This window comes from Pseudomonas sivasensis (genome assembly GCF_021391435.1).
In the GTDB taxonomy this organism is placed as follows: Bacteria; Pseudomonadota; Gammaproteobacteria; order Pseudomonadales; family Pseudomonadaceae; genus Aquipseudomonas; species Aquipseudomonas sivasensis.
This window is the reverse complement of sequence record NZ_CP090029.1, coordinates 4083174-4098932: the sequence shown is the minus strand read 5'-3', so window position 1 is coordinate 4098932 and position 15759 is coordinate 4083174. Positions and strand designations below refer to the sequence as shown.

General features: G+C 61.5%; 15 protein-coding genes. 4 read left to right on the top strand and 11 right to left on the bottom strand.

From position 1 onward, the window contains the following. Positions 1 to 35 precede the first annotated feature (35 nt). The 4 genes from LRO94_RS18340 to LRO94_RS18325 form a co-directional block, all read right to left on the bottom strand. Positions 36 to 797 (bottom strand): alpha/beta fold hydrolase, encoded by a 762-nt coding sequence (locus LRO94_RS18340; protein WP_179178741.1) that lies wholly within the window; start codon positions 795 to 797, stop codon positions 36 to 38. 106 nt (positions 798 to 903) lie between these two features. Further along, positions 904 to 2316, bottom strand: a complete 1413-nt coding sequence (locus tag LRO94_RS18335; RefSeq protein ID WP_179178742.1) for an efflux transporter outer membrane subunit — start codon at positions 2314 to 2316, stop codon at positions 904 to 906. Continuing rightward, on the bottom strand, positions 2309 to 4279 hold the full coding sequence (locus LRO94_RS18330) for a MacB family efflux pump subunit (RefSeq protein WP_179178743.1): 1971 nt from the start codon (positions 4277 to 4279) through the stop codon (positions 2309 to 2311). The genes LRO94_RS18335 and LRO94_RS18330 overlap by 8 nt, the downstream gene beginning before the upstream one ends. Position 4280: 1 nt before the next feature. Further along, positions 4281 to 5450: an efflux RND transporter periplasmic adaptor subunit gene (locus tag LRO94_RS18325; protein WP_032888167.1), complete on the bottom strand. Its 1170-nt coding sequence runs from the start codon at positions 5448 to 5450 to the stop codon at positions 4281 to 4283. Between the two features lie 260 nt (positions 5451 to 5710). On the opposite strand from LRO94_RS18325, the gene LRO94_RS18320 reads away from it, so the two are divergent. From LRO94_RS18320 to LRO94_RS18305, 4 genes are all read left to right on the top strand, one after another. Then, positions 5711 to 6193 carry a sigma-70 family RNA polymerase sigma factor gene (locus LRO94_RS18320; protein ID WP_099600935.1) on the top strand — a complete coding sequence of 161 codons (483 nt, stop codon included), beginning with the start codon at positions 5711 to 5713 and terminating at the stop codon, positions 6191 to 6193. 119 nt (positions 6194 to 6312) lie between these two features. Further along, a complete protein-coding gene (locus LRO94_RS18315; RefSeq protein ID WP_032888163.1) occupies positions 6313 to 7650 on the top strand; it encodes a lysine N(6)-hydroxylase/L-ornithine N(5)-oxygenase family protein in 1338 nt (445 codons plus the stop codon). Positions 7651 to 7716: 66 nt separating this feature from the next. Continuing rightward, positions 7717 to 8937 (top strand): putative DNA modification/repair radical SAM protein, encoded by a 1221-nt coding sequence (locus LRO94_RS18310; protein ID WP_032888160.1) that lies wholly within the window; start codon positions 7717 to 7719, stop codon positions 8935 to 8937. Further along, positions 8934 to 9767: a TIGR03915 family putative DNA repair protein gene (locus tag LRO94_RS18305; RefSeq protein WP_032888158.1), complete on the top strand. Its 834-nt coding sequence runs from the start codon at positions 8934 to 8936 to the stop codon at positions 9765 to 9767. Before LRO94_RS18310 ends, LRO94_RS18305 begins: the two co-directional genes overlap by 4 nt. Before the next feature lie 15 nt (positions 9768 to 9782). Here the strand turns inward: LRO94_RS18305 and LRO94_RS18300 are convergent, their stop codons facing one another. The 7 genes from LRO94_RS18300 to ctlX all read right to left on the bottom strand — a co-directional run bounded on the left by LRO94_RS18300 (position 9783) and on the right by ctlX (position 15718). Then, entirely contained in the window at positions 9783 to 10280 is a 498-nt protein-coding gene (locus LRO94_RS18300; RefSeq protein ID WP_032888155.1) for an Lrp/AsnC family transcriptional regulator, read from the bottom strand. 5 nt (positions 10281 to 10285) lie between these two features. After that, entirely contained in the window at positions 10286 to 11116 is an 831-nt protein-coding gene (locus LRO94_RS18295) for an ABC transporter ATP-binding protein (protein WP_233896853.1), read from the bottom strand. Between the two features lie 3 nt (positions 11117 to 11119). Further along, positions 11120 to 11833 carry an ABC transporter permease gene (locus tag LRO94_RS18290; protein WP_032888153.1) on the bottom strand — a complete coding sequence of 238 codons (714 nt, stop codon included), beginning with the start codon at positions 11831 to 11833 and terminating at the stop codon, positions 11120 to 11122. After that, positions 11830 to 12531, bottom strand: a complete 702-nt coding sequence (locus LRO94_RS18285) for an ABC transporter permease (RefSeq protein WP_032888150.1) — start codon at positions 12529 to 12531, stop codon at positions 11830 to 11832. Before LRO94_RS18285 ends, LRO94_RS18290 begins: the two co-directional genes overlap by 4 nt. A 165-nt stretch (positions 12532 to 12696) precedes the next feature. Next, complete coding sequence (locus LRO94_RS18280) at positions 12697 to 13476, bottom strand: ABC transporter substrate-binding protein (RefSeq protein WP_032888149.1); 780 nt, start codon at positions 13474 to 13476, stop codon at positions 12697 to 12699. A gap of 257 nt (positions 13477 to 13733) precedes the next feature. Then, on the bottom strand, positions 13734 to 14780 hold the full coding sequence (locus tag LRO94_RS18275) for an ornithine cyclodeaminase (RefSeq protein WP_032888147.1): 1047 nt from the start codon (positions 14778 to 14780) through the stop codon (positions 13734 to 13736). An 11-nt stretch (positions 14781 to 14791) separates the two neighbouring features. Next, complete coding sequence (ctlX, locus tag LRO94_RS18270) at positions 14792 to 15718, bottom strand: citrulline utilization hydrolase CtlX (protein WP_099600937.1); 927 nt, start codon at positions 15716 to 15718, stop codon at positions 14792 to 14794. Positions 15719 to 15759 lie beyond the last annotated feature (41 nt).

Genomic DNA, 15759 nt, shown 5'->3' with positions numbered 1-15759 from the left:
ACTGATCACTGAAGAGGGGGGGCGTGGAATGCAATTCAACGGTGGACCTGCTCCCTGGCATGCCCGTCAAGACAGCGAGTGGAGGGCGGCGGCTGTTTGCCAAGGGCCAGGAAATCGCCCACCCATCGGCTGATACACCCTCCGCCGTCCGGTTTGGCGGGCTCCCTGAGGCGCAGGTGTGTGACTTGAAAGGCGTCTGCCGTGCCCTGTTCAGCGTTGACCAGCACCATGCGTGCGACGCGTTCGGGAAACTGCACCGCGTAACGGCTGCCCAGGCGGGTTGCGTGGCCGTTACCCAAAAAATGCAATCGTGGGTCGCCCAGTTGTGCGCGTACATACTCCATGTCCTGAACTGCCTGTTCGACGTCATGGGCCTGAGTGAGTTCGCGAGGGCTGAGTTCAATCACATCGTAGCGGTTGAGCAGAGTGCGGTAGGCCTGTGTGTAGTAGGTCTCCCAACGGCTGACGAGGTGAATGCTGAACGTACTTGCGCTGTTTTCCTGCAGTGTGTCACCGGGTTGGACGAATACCACACCTTCACGACTCAGTGGCTCACGGGCGCCGACACGGGTCAGGTACAGGCGTTGAGTGCCTTCCCCGGGGGCCGCGTGGTTACGCGGTACTGTCACGACGCCGCACTGGGTGCGCGCCAGCACCTCAGGAGCCATCTGTTCGTCTGTGGGGAGGGTGCAATCGAGCAGCCAATCGATGGCGGTGGGCTTGATCAGTGACTCTGCCTGGACAAGATGAGTGACCAGCCAGAGACAGCCGCATGCGAGGTGTTTTGCAACATTCATCAGGAGGTCCCGGGCAGCCGTGTGGAAGCGGCTTTTTACCAAGGATCCTGAGGTGACGAATGTAGGGGCGTGAGACGACTGGTGTACGAAACAAGAGTTTCGTTTATCAGATATTAGTCTTCCAACCGCCACCCAATGCCTTATACAGCGCAATGCTGGCCTGCAGGCGTGACAGTCGCAATTGCACGTTCAAGTCCTGGGCAGCATAAAGCGTGCGCTGGGTTTCCAGTACCGTAAGCAGGTCCTCGGCGCCCGCTTGGTAGCGGCTTTCAGCAATCTGGAAGGCGGTCTGGGCCTGCTGCAATTCTTCCGTTTGCCATTGGCGCTGCTGGTCCAGGCGCGTGATGCTGCTGAGGGCTTTTTCCACATCGGCAAAACCGTTGATGATCGCACCGCGATAGGCGTACAGCAGCTCATCCTGGCGCGCTCGGGCCTTGTCGCGTTCGGCGCTTAAACGGCCGTTGTTGAAGATCGGCCCTGCCAGTCCGGCAGTCAGCGTGTAATACGGGCTGCGCAGGATGTCCACGGCCTTGTAGGCGTCGGAGCCCAGTGTGGCGCCGAGGGTCAAGGCTGGCAGCATCGCGGCGCGCGCCACGGTGACGTCCGCTTGCGCGGCGGCCAGTTGGGCCTCTGCCTTGGCAATATCGGGGCGGCGGCTGAGCAACTGGCTGGGCATGCCGGTGCCGATGGTTGGCCATGTCAGGGCCTGGAAGGGCTCGGCGCCCAGGTCCAGGGTTTGAACCGGCTGGCCAAGGAGGGCCGCGAGGGTGATCTGGGATTCTTCGGCCTGTTGCTGAATCAATGGCAGTTGGCGTCGCTGGCTGGCGACCAGGCTTTTCTGTTGGGCCAGTTCCAGCGCCGTGGCGGAGCCCGCGTCGTAGCGGGTTTGCACCAGGTCGAGCACGTTGCGTGCATTGGCCAGGTTCAGCTCGGCGATTTGCTGGCGCTGATGTGCGGCCAGGGTTTGCGCGTAGCGGTCGGCCACGTTGCTGAGCAAGGTCAGTTCCACGGTGGCCTGATCGAACTCACTGGCCCGCAGGCCCTGCAGGGCGCTGTCTCGGGCGGCGGCGCGGCCGCCCCAGAAATCCACTTCATAACTGGCCGTCAAGCTGGCGCCGAAATTGTCGACCGCGTCGTCGCTCTGCGAGACGTCCAGGTCTGGTCCGCCCTGGCCGTGCAGCAGCTTCTGGTGGCTGGTGGCGAGGTCGAACTTCACCTCGGGTAGCAACGGCGCCCCGGCGATCACTGCACTGGCCTGGGCCTGCCGCACACGGGCCATGGCGGCGGCCACGTCGACACTGTCACGCCGGGCCTGTTCGACCAGCCGATTCAACTGCGGGCTGCCGAATTGCGTCCACCAGTGCTGGTTGGTGCTCTGGGCCGCGTCGCGCTCGGCGAACTGCCAGGCGGCCGGCGGCGCAATACCGCTGTCCACCGCGGGTGGATCGCCGGCGCAGGCATTGAGCAGCAGGCACAGGCTGATCAGGGACAGCTGCGAGGGGATGGATCGTTTATTCACTGGTCAACGCCTTAACCGGATCGAGCCGGGCAGCTTTACGGGCCGGCATAAAGCCGAATACGACACCGGTGACCAGCGCACAACCAAATGCGCCAAGCACCGCCACCAGGGAAAACTGCACCGCCACCTTGGCCAGCACCAGTACGCCGCCCACCAGCAGGGCCAGGGCAATGCCGCACAAGCCGCCGACCACCGAGAGCATGACCGCCTCGGTTAGGAACTGGCGCAGGATGTCGCGTTGGCGCGCACCGGTAGCCATGCGGATGCCGATTTCGCGGGTGCGCTCGCGCACGGTCATCAGCATGATGTTCATCACGCCAATACCGCCCACCAGCAAGGAAATCGCGGCAATTGAGCCCAGCATCAGCGACAGGGTGTTCTGGGTACGGGCCTCGGCCTGAATCATTGCGGCGTTGTTGGTCAACTCGTAGTCGGGTTTGCCGTTGTGCAGCTTCTGCATAAGTTGGTCGATGGCCACTTCGGCTTCGTGGACCCTGCCTGCATCGGCGGCGGCAATCACCACGTATTCGGGGTCGTAGCTGCCAAACAAACGCACGCTGGCGGCGGTGTAGGGGATGGCGATACGATCGTCGCTGTCCTTATCGCCGGAGGCGGCGCCTTTTTCCGCCAGCACGCCGATCACCTGGAAGGGCACGTTCTCGATCAGGATGTATTGTCCGATCGGATTGACCTGGCCCTTGAACAGCTTTTCGCGGATACGGTGGCCGATCACCGCGACCGTAGCCCCGCTGCGCTCGTCGGCGGTGGTGAAGTAGCTGCCCTCGACCACCGGCCAATTGAAGATATCCGGGAAGTTGGTGTCGTTGCCGCCCACGTACGCCATGTAGTCGACGTTGCCATAGCGCACGCCTGCTTTGCTGCCGTTGACCGGCATGATGCGCTTGACCTGGGGCAACGCACCCAGTGCCTCGACGTCATTGAGGGTGATGACGCCCAGTGGCGTGCGTGGGTTGGGCGATGCACCGCTCAGATAAAGAATGTTGGAGCCGAACGCGCCCATCTGCGCCATGACCTGGCGCTTGCTGCCTTCGCCGACCGCCAGCATCACCACCACCGACGCCACGCCGATGATGATCCCCAGCAGGGTCAATGCGGTGCGAAAACGGTTGATCCACATCACCCGCCAGGCGGCTTGTACCGCGTCCACCAATTCGGCTTTCCACGCGCCGTTATGCTCCGCACCGTCGACCAGGCGTTGACGCAGGTCCACGGCTTGCAACGCGCCGCTGGCGGCTGTTGGGGCGGTTTCACTGTCATCGGCCGAGTCGCTGATGATCAGGCCATCGCGGATCTCGATGATGCGGTTGGCCCGCGCGGCGACTTCGCGGTCGTGGGTGATCAGGATCACCACGTGGCCCTGGCTGGCCAGTTCGTCGAGCAGGGTCATCACCTCGGCGCCGCTATGGCTGTCGAGGGCACCGGTGGGTTCGTCGGCGAGAATGATATGGCCGCCGTTCATCAGTGCGCGGGCAATGGACACCCGCTGCTGCTGACCGCCGGACAGTTGATGTGGACGGTTACCGGTACGCTCGGCCAGGCCCAGACGCGTCAGCAGGGCGTTGGCTCGGGCATGGCGTTCGGCCGCGCTGATACCGGCGTAGATCGCCGGCATCTCGACGTTCTCCTGGGCCGTGCCTGAAGGAATCAGGTGGTAGCCCTGGAACACAAAACCAAAGGCCTCGCGGCGTAGCCAGGCCAATTCATCACTGTCCAGGTGGGCGACGTTTTCCCCGGCAAACAGGTAGTCCCCGACCGAGGGCCGATCGAGGCAGCCGAGGATGTTCATCAGCGTGGACTTGCCGGAGCCGGACGCGCCGACGATGGCGACGAATTCCCCGGCATGGATCGACAGGTCGATGCCGCGCAACACGTCCACCTGTGGGCTGTCGCCACCGCCGTAGGACTTGCGGATGTTCTTGAGTTCGATCAGAGGCGTGGTCAACTCAACCCCCGCTGCCAGCAGCCGGGCCGATCAACAGGTGGTCGCCTTCGTTCAGGCCACCGAGTACCTGCACCCGCAGGCGATCACTGATGCCCAGTTGCACCTCGCGCTCCTCGATGCGGCCGTTCTCCGTGACAACACGGGCGATCTGTTTGTCGGCGCTGTGGCTGCCCAGCAGGGCGGCGACCGGCGCGGTCAGGGCATCCTTGACCTGGCTGGCGACAAAAAACACTTGGGTGGTCATTTCGGCCATCAACGCGTTATCGCCGTTGTCCACATCCAGCAGCACGGTGTACAGCACGACGCGGCCGGTGCCGCTTTTGCCGGAGCTATTAGGGCTGCCGCTGCCCTGGGTTTCGTTCAAGGGCTGGGGTGGAATCGGCAAGATCTGCCGCACGGTGCTGGTCCAGCGCCGGTTGCCGCCGCTCAGGGTGGTGAAGTACGCCGTCATGCCGGGTTTTACATGGCCGATGTCGGCCTCCGAGACTTCGGCCCACACGGTCATCGGCGACAACTTGGCGATGCGCAGGATCAACGGCGTCTGCTGCTGGGCATTGAGGGTCTGGCCGACCCGCGCGTCCACGGCAACCACCGTGCCGGTCATTGGCGCGTAGATACGCGTATAGCCCAACTCCGCTTCATCGCTGCGCAGGCTGGCCTGAGCCTGGAGGATCTGCGCCTGGAACATATTGACCCGGGCCTGGGTGGCGCTCAGTTCCGCCTTGGCGGTCTGGACATCCTCTTCGCGGGTGGCGTTGCCGGCGACCAGACGCTGCTGGCGCTGGTACTTCTGCCGCGCCAGTTCGTGCTGGGCCTTCTGCTCCTGCAGCTGGGCCTTGAGGTTTTCGATGGCGTAGCGGCTGGCATCGAGCTTGGCTTTTTGCGTCGAGGGGTCGATCTCTACCAGCAATTGGCCTTCCTGCACCTGGTCGCCGGCTTCAACGTGGATCTTGCGAATCTGCCCGGACGCCTGGGCGCCCACGTCCACGTAACGACGTGGCTGCAGGGTGCCCAAAGCGGTCACGCTGTTTTCGATATCGCCGCGGGTCACGGTGACGGTGGTCAGCGTGTCGCGGCCGGTCGGCAGTACTTGCCAGGCGGCGACCGCGATGACGGGAATCAGGCACGCCACAACTAGCAGGGCGCGTCGGGCAGGTCGAGGGCGTTTCATGCTTAGGTTCCAGCCAGGAAAGTTCGGAGCGCAGTTGCGCAGAGCTGACAGTTAAACGAGAGAAACGCGTGAGGATTTAGGCTGTTACACACTGTGTAACGGGTCGTTTGCGTAAAAAAAACGACCGGTGGCGCAAGACTTGTTTAAAAGTAGATGAGAATTACTATAAATTGCACGCACCCAAACTGCCATTACGCTATGGGTTGTCATTTTCAGGTACTCAAGGAACGGATATCGCCTTTCTGTGGCGGTCGGGAGTCATGTTGGAAAACTACTATCGCGAGCTGGTGTGTTTCCTCAACGCCAAGCTGGGCAACCGTCAGGTGGCCGAAGATGTGGTGCATGACGCCTACGTTCGGGTACTTGAGCGTTCCAGCGCTGTCCCCATCGACCAGCCCCGCGCGTTTTTATACCGCACGGCGCTGAACCTGGTGATCGACGGGCATCGGCGCAACGTACTGCGCCAGCACGAGCCGCTGGAAATACTCGACAGCGAAGAACGCTTCTCCCCCAGTTCCCCTCACGCCAGCCACGACCAAGGCCAACGCCTGGAGCTGCTTGATCGTGCTCTGGCCGAGTTGCCGAAAGCCTGCCGCGACAGCTTCCTGCTGCGCAAACTCGACGGGCTGACCCACCTGCAGATTGCCGAGCGCCTGGGTATTTCCCGCGCCCTGGTGGAAAAACATATCGTCAACGCCATGAAGCACTGTCGGGTGCGGATGCGCGAGTGGGAAGGGCACTGATCGCTGATCAGGTAAATTTTATTTCACTGTCCTCGTTTCCTATCAACACATGACCTGTTGTGCAGGTCTTGAAGGTATTCCTGCCCCATCGCCAAGGGGCTTATCCAGAGGACACTGGAATGACACAGGCAATTGCTTCGCCCGCGGTTCACGACCTTATCGGTATCGGTTTCGGCCCATCGAACCTGGCGCTGGCCATCGCTCTGCAGGAACGAGAGAAAACCCAGGGCAAGCTGGACGCGCTGTTTCTCGACAAGCAGGCCGACTACCGCTGGCATGGCAATACCCTGGTGACCCAGAGCGAACTGCAGATTTCGTTCCTCAAGGACCTGGTGACCCTGCGCAACCCCACCAGCCCGTACTCCTTCGTCAATTACCTGAAAGCCCACGACCGCCTGGTGGACTTCATCAACCTGGGCACCTTTTACCCGTGCCGCATGGAGTACAACGACTACCTGCGCTGGGTCGCAGCGCAATTCCAGAACCAGGGCCGTTATGGCGAGGAAGTACTGGCCATCGAGCCGATCCTGCATCAGCAGCAGGTCGAGGCCCTGCGCGTGATTTCCCGCGATGCCCACGGTGAGCAGCACGTGCGCACGACGCGCTCGGTGGTGGTCAGCGCCGGTGGCACGCCACGAGTGCCTGCGGCGTTCAAAGGGCTCAAGGATGACAACCGCGTATTTCATCACTCCCAGTACCTGGCCCGCGTGGCGCAGCAACCCTGTGTGGACGGCAAGGCGATGCGCATCGCGATCATTGGCGGTGGCCAGAGCGCGGCTGAAGCCTTCATCGACCTCAATGACAGCTATCCGTCGGTGCAGGTCGACATGATCCTGCGCGGTTCGGCGCTAAAGCCGGCCGATGACAGCCCGTTCGTCAATGAGGTGTTCTCGCCGGCCTTCACCGACCTGGTGTTCCAACAAGTGGGGGCCGAGCGCGAGCGTTTGGTCGCGGAGTACCAGAACACCAACTATTCGGTGGTCGATCTGGACCTGATCGAGCGTATCTACGGGATTCTCTACCGCCAGAAAGTCTCCGGCATCGCCCGTCACGCGTTCCGCACCATGACCGTGGTGGAAAAAGCGGTGGCCGGCCCGATGGGTATTGAGTTGACCCTGCGCAACAATGCCAACGGTGACATCACCGTCAATCATTACGATGCGGTGGTGCTGGCCACCGGCTACGAGCGTCAGATGCACCGCGAACTGCTGGCGCCTCTGGAAGCGTATATGGGTGATTTCGAAGTGGCTCGTGACTACCGCATCGTGACCGACGATCGCTGTAAGGCGGGTATCTATATCCAGGGCTTCAGCCAGGCCAGCCATGGTTTGAGCGACACATTGCTGTCGATTCTGCCGATTCGCGCGGATGAAATTGCCGCGTCGTTGTATGAATACGACCGCAGCCGAGGCAAAGCGCGTTCGGTGCAGGACCTGCTGTTGGCCACCGCCAGCTGACAGACTGCACTTGTGACCCGGAGGGCTGCCTGATACTGTACAAAAAACCAGTATCGGTAGCCTTCCATGCAGTTGATCGAAAAACTCAGCATCCTCGCCGACGCCGCCAAGTACGACGCTTCGTGTGCCAGCAGTGGCGCACCCAAGCGCAGTTCGGAGGGCAAGGCGGGGCTGGGTTCAACCGATGGCATGGGCATCTGCCACAGCTATACGCCCGACGGCCGTTGCGTGTCGTTGCTCAAGGTGCTGCTTACCAACTTCTGTCTCTACGACTGCCAATACTGCGTTAACCGCCGCTCCAGCGACGTGCCCCGCGCGCGTTTCAGCCCGGAGGAGGTGGTCACCCTGACCCTCGACTTCTACAAGCGCAACTGCGTCAGCGGGCTGTTTCTCAGCTCCGGCATCATTCGTTCGGCCGACTACACCATGGAGCAGCTGGTACGGGTGGCGAAGCTATTGCGTGAAGAGCATGACTTCCGCGGCTATATCCACCTCAAGACCATTCCCGACGCCGACCCTGCGCTTATCGCCGAAGCCGGGCGCTACGCCGACCGGCTGAGCGTGAACATCGAACTGCCCACCGAGGCCAGCCTGAACACCCTGGCGCCGGAAAAACAAATCGTCACCATCAAGCAGGCCATGCAGACCATCTACACCGGCGAACAGACCGTGTTCAACGAACCTCGCGCCCCGCGTTTCGCCCCGGCTGGGCAGAGCACGCAGATGATCGTCGGCGCCGACGATACCGATGACAGCACCATCCTGCACGGCGCCGAGGCGCTGTATGGCAACTTCAAGCTGCGCCGCGTGTATTACTCGGCGTTCAGCCCCATCCCCAACAGCCCGAAAAGCGTGCCCCTGGCTGCGCCGCCTTTGATGCGTGAGCACCGTCTGTACCAGGCGGATTTCCTGCTGCGCAGCTATGGCTTCAGCGCCAATGAATTGTTCGAAGGCCCCGGCCATCTGGCGTTGGATATCGACCCCAAGCTGGCTTGGGCCCTGGAGCATCGTGAGGTGTTTCCCCTTGATCTGAACCGCGCCGAACCCACGCTTATTGCGCGCATCCCAGGTATCGGCCTGCGCACCACCCAACGCCTGGTGGACCTGCGTCGTGAACGCAAGATTCGCTTCGAAGACCTGGCCCGCATGCGCTGCGTGCTGGCCAAGGCCAAGCCGTTTTTCATCACCAGCGACTACCACCCGCAACAGGCTGACAGCACCAGCGTGCTGCTGCGCGAACAACTGCGCGATCGTCCGCAACCGCAACAGATGGGGTTGTGGGGATGATCAGCCTGGAATGCGACAACCTGTTCAGCACCTGGCGCGAACAGGCGCGCTGGTTGCTCAGCCATCAGGTCGACCCCAGCCAGGTGAGCTGGGGTGAGGCCGAAGTGGCGGATTTGTTCGCCACTGACGAGGCGATTCCTGAAGGTCTCGGTCCGTTTCAGGCGCGTATTCCCAAGGCGCTGATCGAGCTGCTGGAGTCTGCGGCCTGCTATCACGGCGACCAGCGTTGGAGCCTGCTGTATGAGGTGCTGTGGCGGGTCAGCCATGGCGACCGCACGGCGATGCTGGCGGGCGACAAGCTGGGCAGCGAATTGCAGCGGCGCATCAAACAGGTCAGCCGTGAAGCCCATCACCTGCATGCGTTTGTGCGGTTCATCGCGTTACCGGCAGAGGCGGGGCCTGAACTGCCGGAGTATGTGGCCTGGCATGAGCCGGCCCATGACATCTTGAAATCGGCCAGCCAGCACTTTGTCGGGCGTATGGGGCGTCATCGTTGGATGATCGCTACGCCGTTGGATGGGGTGTATTACGACGGTGAACAGCTGATTCATCAGCGCGAGTGCCCCGAGGCGTGGCAGCAATTGGCGCAGAATGTCGAAGACCCGCACAGCGCTATGTGGCTGACTTATTACAGCCATATTTTCAATCCGGCGCGGTTGAATCCCAAGGTAATGGAAGGGCACTTGCCCAGCCGGTTCTGGAAGAATCTGCCGGAGGGCAAGTTGATACCGGGGTTGATCAGCGAGGCGCGTACGGGGAAGCAGAAGGATGGGCAGGCGAAGCTGGTGGCGGCGCGCCAAGGTAAGAAAATCTTAAGCGGGCATGGTTAAAAATGTTGGAGGGGCTCAGGCCAGTTCGATGGCGGTATTTTTCACCACCGCCAACTCCGGATGCGCCACCAACTTATCAATGTGCAACTCATCATTGTTCAGCCAGATCTCCGATACCACCCGGTAATGCTCCATGTCCCGACAGCGCATGCGCAGACTGTAGTCAAACGGCCCGCTGATCAACTGGCATTCGAACACCTGGGGGCAGGCTTTGATGCAAGCTTCGAAGGCCTTTTGCGCCGAGCGCCCGCTTTGGTTGGACAAGGCCACCAGCACCAGCAACGACAGCCCTGGCGAGACCATCTGCACGTCGATGATCGCCCCATACCCACGGATCACTCCACGGCGCTCCAGCTTGCGCACCCGCTCCAGGCAAGGCCTGGGGGTGAGGTGCACCAGTGACGAGAGCTTTTCATAGGTGATCCGCCCCTGATGGCGCAGTACTTCGATGATTGCCTCATCGATGCGATCCAGCGCGGGGGAGGTATGGGGTCCGTTGGCCTTGGTATCCATGGGTTTCACTTCAAACGGTTGGAAAGAAATTGCTGCAAGCGCTCGCTTTTGGGGTGGTCGAGGATCTCGGCGCTGCCTTGTTCCTCGACCCGTCCCTGGTGTAAGAACAGCACTTGGCTGGACACCTGGCGGGCAAAGCCCATCTCGTGGGTGACCATCAGCATGGTACGACCTTCCTCGGCCAACGTCTGTATGACTTTGAGGACTTCTCCTACAAGTTCTGGGTCCAGTGCGGACGTTGGCTCATCGAACAGAATGATTTCCGGCTCCATCGCCAAGGCCCGCGCAATCGCCACGCGCTGTTGCTGGCCGCCGGACAGGAACGCCGGGTATTGATCTGCCACGCGGCCTGGCAGGCCGACCTTGTCCAGGTACATCCGTGCGCGTTTTTCCGCCTCGGCCGCACTTACGCCCAGCACCCGGCGCGGCGCCATGGTGATGTTTTCCAGCACGGTCATGTGGCTCCACAAGTTGAAGTGCTGGAACACCATGGCCAGGCGCGTGCGCAGGTTCTGCAATTGCGCCTGATCCGGGGCACGGGTGCCGGCACGTCCTTGCTGCATTTCTATGCTGATGCCGTCCAGGGTGATGACTCCAGCGTCGGGCTGCTCCAGAAAGTTGATGCAACGCAGCATGGTGCTTTTGCCGGAGCCGCTGGCGCCGATCAGGCTGATTACATCGCCTTGGCGCGCGTTAAGGGAAACACCCTTGAGCACTTCGTGCTCGCCGTAGCGTTTATGAATGCCTTCGACTTGCAGCTTGATGGCAGCAGTTGCAGCCTTGGTAGCGGGTACATCGACAGGATAAGTGGCCAGGGCCTGCGCGGACTGATTCATGGGTTAGCCTCGGGTAGGAACAAGAAAACGCATCCAGCGACGTTCGGCCAGTCGAAACAGGCCCACCAGTGCAAAGGACAGCAACATGTACAGCAGGGCAGCGATGCCAAAGGCCTGGAACGTCAGGAACGTCTCGGCATTGGCGTCGCGGGCCACTTTGAGGATATCGGCGACGGTGGCGGTGAACGCCAGCGAGGTGGCGTGCAACATCAGGATCATTTCATTGCTGTAGGCCGGCAACGCGCGGCGCAGGGCGGCGGGCACCACCACAAACAGATTCAAGCGCCAGCCGTGCAGACCGTACGCGCGGGCGGCTTCGATCTCGCCATGAGGGATATTGCGAATCGCCCCGGCGAAGATCTCCACGGTGTAGGCGCAGGTGTTCAAAACAAACGCCAGCAGGGTGCAGTTCAGCGCATTGCGGAAAAACTGGTTGAGCAGGGCGTTGTCCTGTACCACTTCAAGGCTGTAGAGCCCGGTGTAGCAAATCAGCAGTTGGATATACAGCGGCGTGCCGCGAAACAAGTAGGTGTAGACCTCCACCGGCCAGCGCAGCCAGAAGTGCTCCGAGACCCGCGCCAGTGCCAGGGGAATCGACAGAATGAAGCCCAGCACCACCGAGATGATGAACAGCCACAGGGTCATGGCCACGCCGGAAAGGCCCGAGCCATCACTGAACAGGTAGGCCAGGCCGTATTGCTGGAACAATTCGATCATCGCGCCATCCCCTTGATGCCGAGGTTATAGCGCCGCTCGAGGCGCTTGAAGATGCGGTTGGAGAGGGTGGTGATCACCAAGTAGACCAGGCCGGCAAGGATCAGGAAGTACAGCGGCTCGTTGGTGGTCTTGCCGGCGTTTTGCGCGGCTTTGACCAGGTCCGACAGGCCGATGATCGACACCAGCGCCGTGGACTTGAGCAGTACCAGCCAGTTATTGCCCAGGCCTGGCAGAGCGAAGCGCATCAACTGCGGAAACAGCACCAGATGAAACCGCTGCCAGCGACTCAAGCCATAGGCGGTGGCGGCTTCCAGTTGGCCGACCGGCACACTGAGGATTGCGCCACGGAAGTTCTCGGTGAAATACGCGCCGTAGATAAACCCCAGTGTGATCACGCCGGCGGTAAATGGGTCGATTTCAAAATAGTCCCAGCCGACGCGTTCGGTCAGGTCGTTGAGCCACAGTTGCAGGCTGTAGAAAATCAGCAGGATCAGCACCAGGTCCGGCACGCTACGGATCAACGTGGTGTACAGCGTGGCCGGCACCCGCAGCCATTTGGCGCTGGACAGCTTGGCGCCCGCGGCGAGCAGGCCGAGGGTGAGGCTCAAGGCCAGCGCGAGGAACGCCAGCTTGAGCGTCATCCAGGCACCCTGGGCCAGCATGGGGCCGTAGCCTTGCAGGTTGAGGAGTTCGTTCATGGGGGAATCTCTAAAGGGCGCAGACATACCCCTGTGGGGGGGCTTTTGTGGGAGGGGGCTTGCTCCCGATGAGGGTGTGTCAGTTGATGCAGTTGTGACTGACCCACCGCTATCGGGAGCAAGCCCCCTCCCACACAAATCTTTTCCCACAGGGATTGTGTTGGCTTATTCGTTGTAGATGTCCTGATCGCCGAAGTACTTCTTCTGGATCTGCGCGTAGGTGCCATCGGCCTGGACGGCGGCGATGCCCTTGTTGATCAGCGCACGCAATTCCTGGTCGTTCTTGCGCAACCCCATGGCGATATCCAGCGGCAGGGTCGGGTCCTTGAAGGCCGGGCCGGTCTTGAAGTCGGCGCCTTCAGGTTTGGACAGGAAGTTGAGCTGGGCTTCGAGTTTGTCGGTGAGGGTGGCGTCGAGGCGGCCGTTTTGCAGGTCGGCGTAGTTCTGTTCCTGGGACTGGTAGGCCTTGACCTGAGCCCCGAGCTTAGCCAGGTGCGCACGGGCATAGGCTTCCTGCAACGAGCCTTGCAGTACGCCGACCTGCTTGCCTTTCAACGATTCAGGCGTGTCGCCGAAGTCGGCGCTTTTGCGGGTGATCACGGAGGTTGGGCTGAGGAACAGCCGGTCGCTGAAGTCGATGACTTTTTCACGGGCCGGCGTCACGGCCATGGACGACATGATGGCATCGAATTTGCGCGCGCGCAGCGCCGGGATCATGCCGTCGAATTCGTTGTGCACCCAGGTGCATTTGACTTCGAGCTTGGCGCAGATGGCATTGCCCAATTCGATATCGAAGCCTTGCAGGCTGCCGTCAGCGGCCACGGATTCAAAGGGTGGGTATTCGGGGAATACGCCGAAGCGGATTTCTTTCCAGTCCTGGGCGTGGGCGGCGCTGGCGCACAGTGGCAACAGCAACGCAGCGAAAAGTGATCGCAGTGGAATCATGTGTCAGTCCCTATATTTTGTAATTGATGTCAGGGCAGTAAAAAGGGTGCGGCTTGCATTCATTCGGTGACTCTTCGGTCGGGCTCAGAATGCTTGATGGTGGTGCTTTTTTTGTGTCGTTTACCCGGTGCTCAAAGCGCAAATTGCGCTGTTAAAACGAGCATTGCAGCGGAATCGGCTGTTGCACCCGCTGAATCGGCTTTTCAGCTCTGTAAATCGGGCCTGCCCTCGGCGCAAAGGGGTAGGCCAGAGCGGTCTCACGCGCGCTTTTTGTGCTGTGCGCGTGGCTGCTGGGCCAGGCGTGCGAACAGGTCTTTCGGGTCGGCCAGGTCCGGCACCAACTCCAACTCGCTGCCCACATCCAGAGCCTTGGCCACGTCGAGCACGTAGCGCAGGGCCGAGTAGTCTTCGATGGCAAAACCTACCGAGTCGAACAGTGTGATCTGGCGCTCATTCTCGCGGCCGGCTACCTGGCCGTTGATCACCTGCCACAGCTCGGTCACCGGCGAGTCTTTCGGCATGTGCTGGATCTCACCTTCGATACGGCTTTGCGGCTCGTACTCGACGATGACCCGGGCGCGCTCGACGATGCGTTGGTCCAGTTCGGTCTTGCCTGGGCAGTCGCCGCCCACGGCATTGAGGTGCATGCCTGGTTCGATCATCTCGTCAGTAAGGATGGTCGCGTAGGCCTTGTCTGCGGTCACGGTGGTGACGATATCCGCGCCCTTGACCGCTTCCGCCACGCTGCCGGCCAGGATCACCCTGATCGCCGGGAAGGCCTTGAGGTTGGCTGCCAGTTTGGCAGTGGCCTTGGCGTCGATATCGAACAGGCGGATTTCGTTGATGCCGAGCATGGCGTGGAAGGCCAGGGCCTGAAACTCGCTCTGCGAGCCGTTGCCGATCAACGCCATGCTGCGGCTGTTGTCTCGGGCCAGATAACGCGCGACCAGCGCCGAGGTGGCGGCGGTGCGAATGGCGGTAGTCAGGGTCATTTCTGCCAGCAGCACTGGTTTGCCGGTGTCCACGTCGCCCAACGCACCGAACGCCATGACGGTGAGCATTCCGGCGAGGGTGTTTTTTGGGTGGCCGTTGACGTACTTGAAGGCGTACAGCGACGCGTCTGACACCGGCATCAACTCGATCACGCCATCCGGCGAGTGGTTGGCCAGGCGCGCGCACTTTTCAAACTCCTGCCAGCGCAGGTAGTCAGCGCGAATGTACTCGGCCATCTCGGTGATGCAGGTTTGCAGGCCTTTTTGCGAGACCAGGTAGCTGAGGTCGTTGACGTCGATATAGCGGGTCATGGCAAGACTCCTTATTGAAATGAGGGGCGGGCGGGCAGGTGCACTTCCGCGAGCATGCAGCGGGCACTGCCGCCGCCGATGCGTTCGATGTTGTCGATATTCACCACCACAGGCCGCGTATGGCGTTCCACATGCTGGCGCTGGGCCGGTTGCAGTGCGCCCCAGGCGCTGGCAGACATCACCAGCAGCGGCTGGCCGTCGCGGTCGTGGACTTCAAGCATGTTGCCGGCGAAGGCTTCCAATTGGTCGAAGTCGAGGGCGAGGATGTCCTTGCCGGTGTCGCGCAGGGAGCGTTCCAGGGCCAGGCGTTCGTTTTGGTCGGGCAGGGCTTGCAGGCACACCACCGAAAGGTCGCGGCCGACGCTCATCATCACGTTGCTGTGGTAGATCGGCGCGTGGTGGCGGTCAACCGCATGGAATACGCAGAGCCGGTAGTCGAGGCGTTCGGCGAATTCGCGCAGCGCATCCTGATGGGTGCGCCCGGAGTGGCAGGCGTAGCTGATGCGGTGTTGGCGGTCGAGCACCATGCTGCCGGTGCCTTCGAGGAATATGTTCTGTTGTTCGAGGTGGCTGAGGTCGATGGTGCTGTTGATCGCAAAACGTTGCTCCAGCACTTGCAACACACCCTTGTTGCGCTCCAGTCGTCGGTTCTGGCCTTCCATCGGGTACAGCACCAGGCTGCCGTCGGCGTGGCTACTCCACCAGTTGTTGGGGAAGATTGAGTCGGGAGTGTGGGGCGCCGGAGTGTCCTGCACCACCAGCACTTCCACGCCGTGCTGGCGCAGGGTGTCGACATAACCGTCGAACTCTTCCAGCGCTTTCTGCTGTGCGCTGAGCGGGTCAAGGGGCGGGCGTTGAAAGCGGTTGTTGATCGCAGTGTCCGGGTTGAAGGCAAAGCGCGCCGGGCGAATCATCAAGACGGTGTTGGTGGTTTGCATGGGTGCACGGATCCATGAGTAAGGCGGTGAACAAAGATGCA

Excerpts from the sequence above, each read along its gene's own strand:
- LRO94_RS18340 (WP_179178741.1), bottom strand. The coding sequence starts at position 797 with ATGAATGTTGCAAAACACCTCGCATGCGGCTGTCTCTGGCTGGTCACT.
- LRO94_RS18325 (WP_032888167.1), bottom strand. The coding sequence starts at position 5,450 with ATGAAACGCCCTCGACCTGCCCGACGCGCCCTGCTAGTTGTGGCGTGC.
- LRO94_RS18320 (WP_099600935.1), top strand. The coding sequence starts at position 5,711 with ATGTTGGAAAACTACTATCGCGAGCTGGTGTGTTTCCTCAACGCCAAG.
- LRO94_RS18315 (WP_032888163.1), top strand. The coding sequence starts at position 6,313 with ATGACACAGGCAATTGCTTCGCCCGCGGTTCACGACCTTATCGGTATC.
- LRO94_RS18310 (WP_032888160.1), top strand. The coding sequence starts at position 7,717 with ATGCAGTTGATCGAAAAACTCAGCATCCTCGCCGACGCCGCCAAGTAC.
- LRO94_RS18305 (WP_032888158.1), top strand. The coding sequence starts at position 8,934 with ATGATCAGCCTGGAATGCGACAACCTGTTCAGCACCTGGCGCGAACAG.
- LRO94_RS18300 (WP_032888155.1), bottom strand. The coding sequence starts at position 10,280 with ATGGATACCAAGGCCAACGGACCCCATACCTCCCCCGCGCTGGATCGC.
- LRO94_RS18295 (WP_233896853.1), bottom strand. The coding sequence starts at position 11,116 with ATGAATCAGTCCGCGCAGGCCCTGGCCACTTATCCTGTCGATGTACCC.
- LRO94_RS18290 (WP_032888153.1), bottom strand. The coding sequence starts at position 11,833 with ATGATCGAATTGTTCCAGCAATACGGCCTGGCCTACCTGTTCAGTGAT.
- LRO94_RS18285 (WP_032888150.1), bottom strand. The coding sequence starts at position 12,531 with ATGAACGAACTCCTCAACCTGCAAGGCTACGGCCCCATGCTGGCCCAG.
- LRO94_RS18280 (WP_032888149.1), bottom strand. The coding sequence starts at position 13,476 with ATGATTCCACTGCGATCACTTTTCGCTGCGTTGCTGTTGCCACTGTGC.
- LRO94_RS18275 (WP_032888147.1), bottom strand. The coding sequence starts at position 14,780 with ATGACCCGCTATATCGACGTCAACGACCTCAGCTACCTGGTCTCGCAA.
- ctlX (WP_099600937.1), bottom strand. The coding sequence starts at position 15,718 with ATGCAAACCACCAACACCGTCTTGATGATTCGCCCGGCGCGCTTTGCC.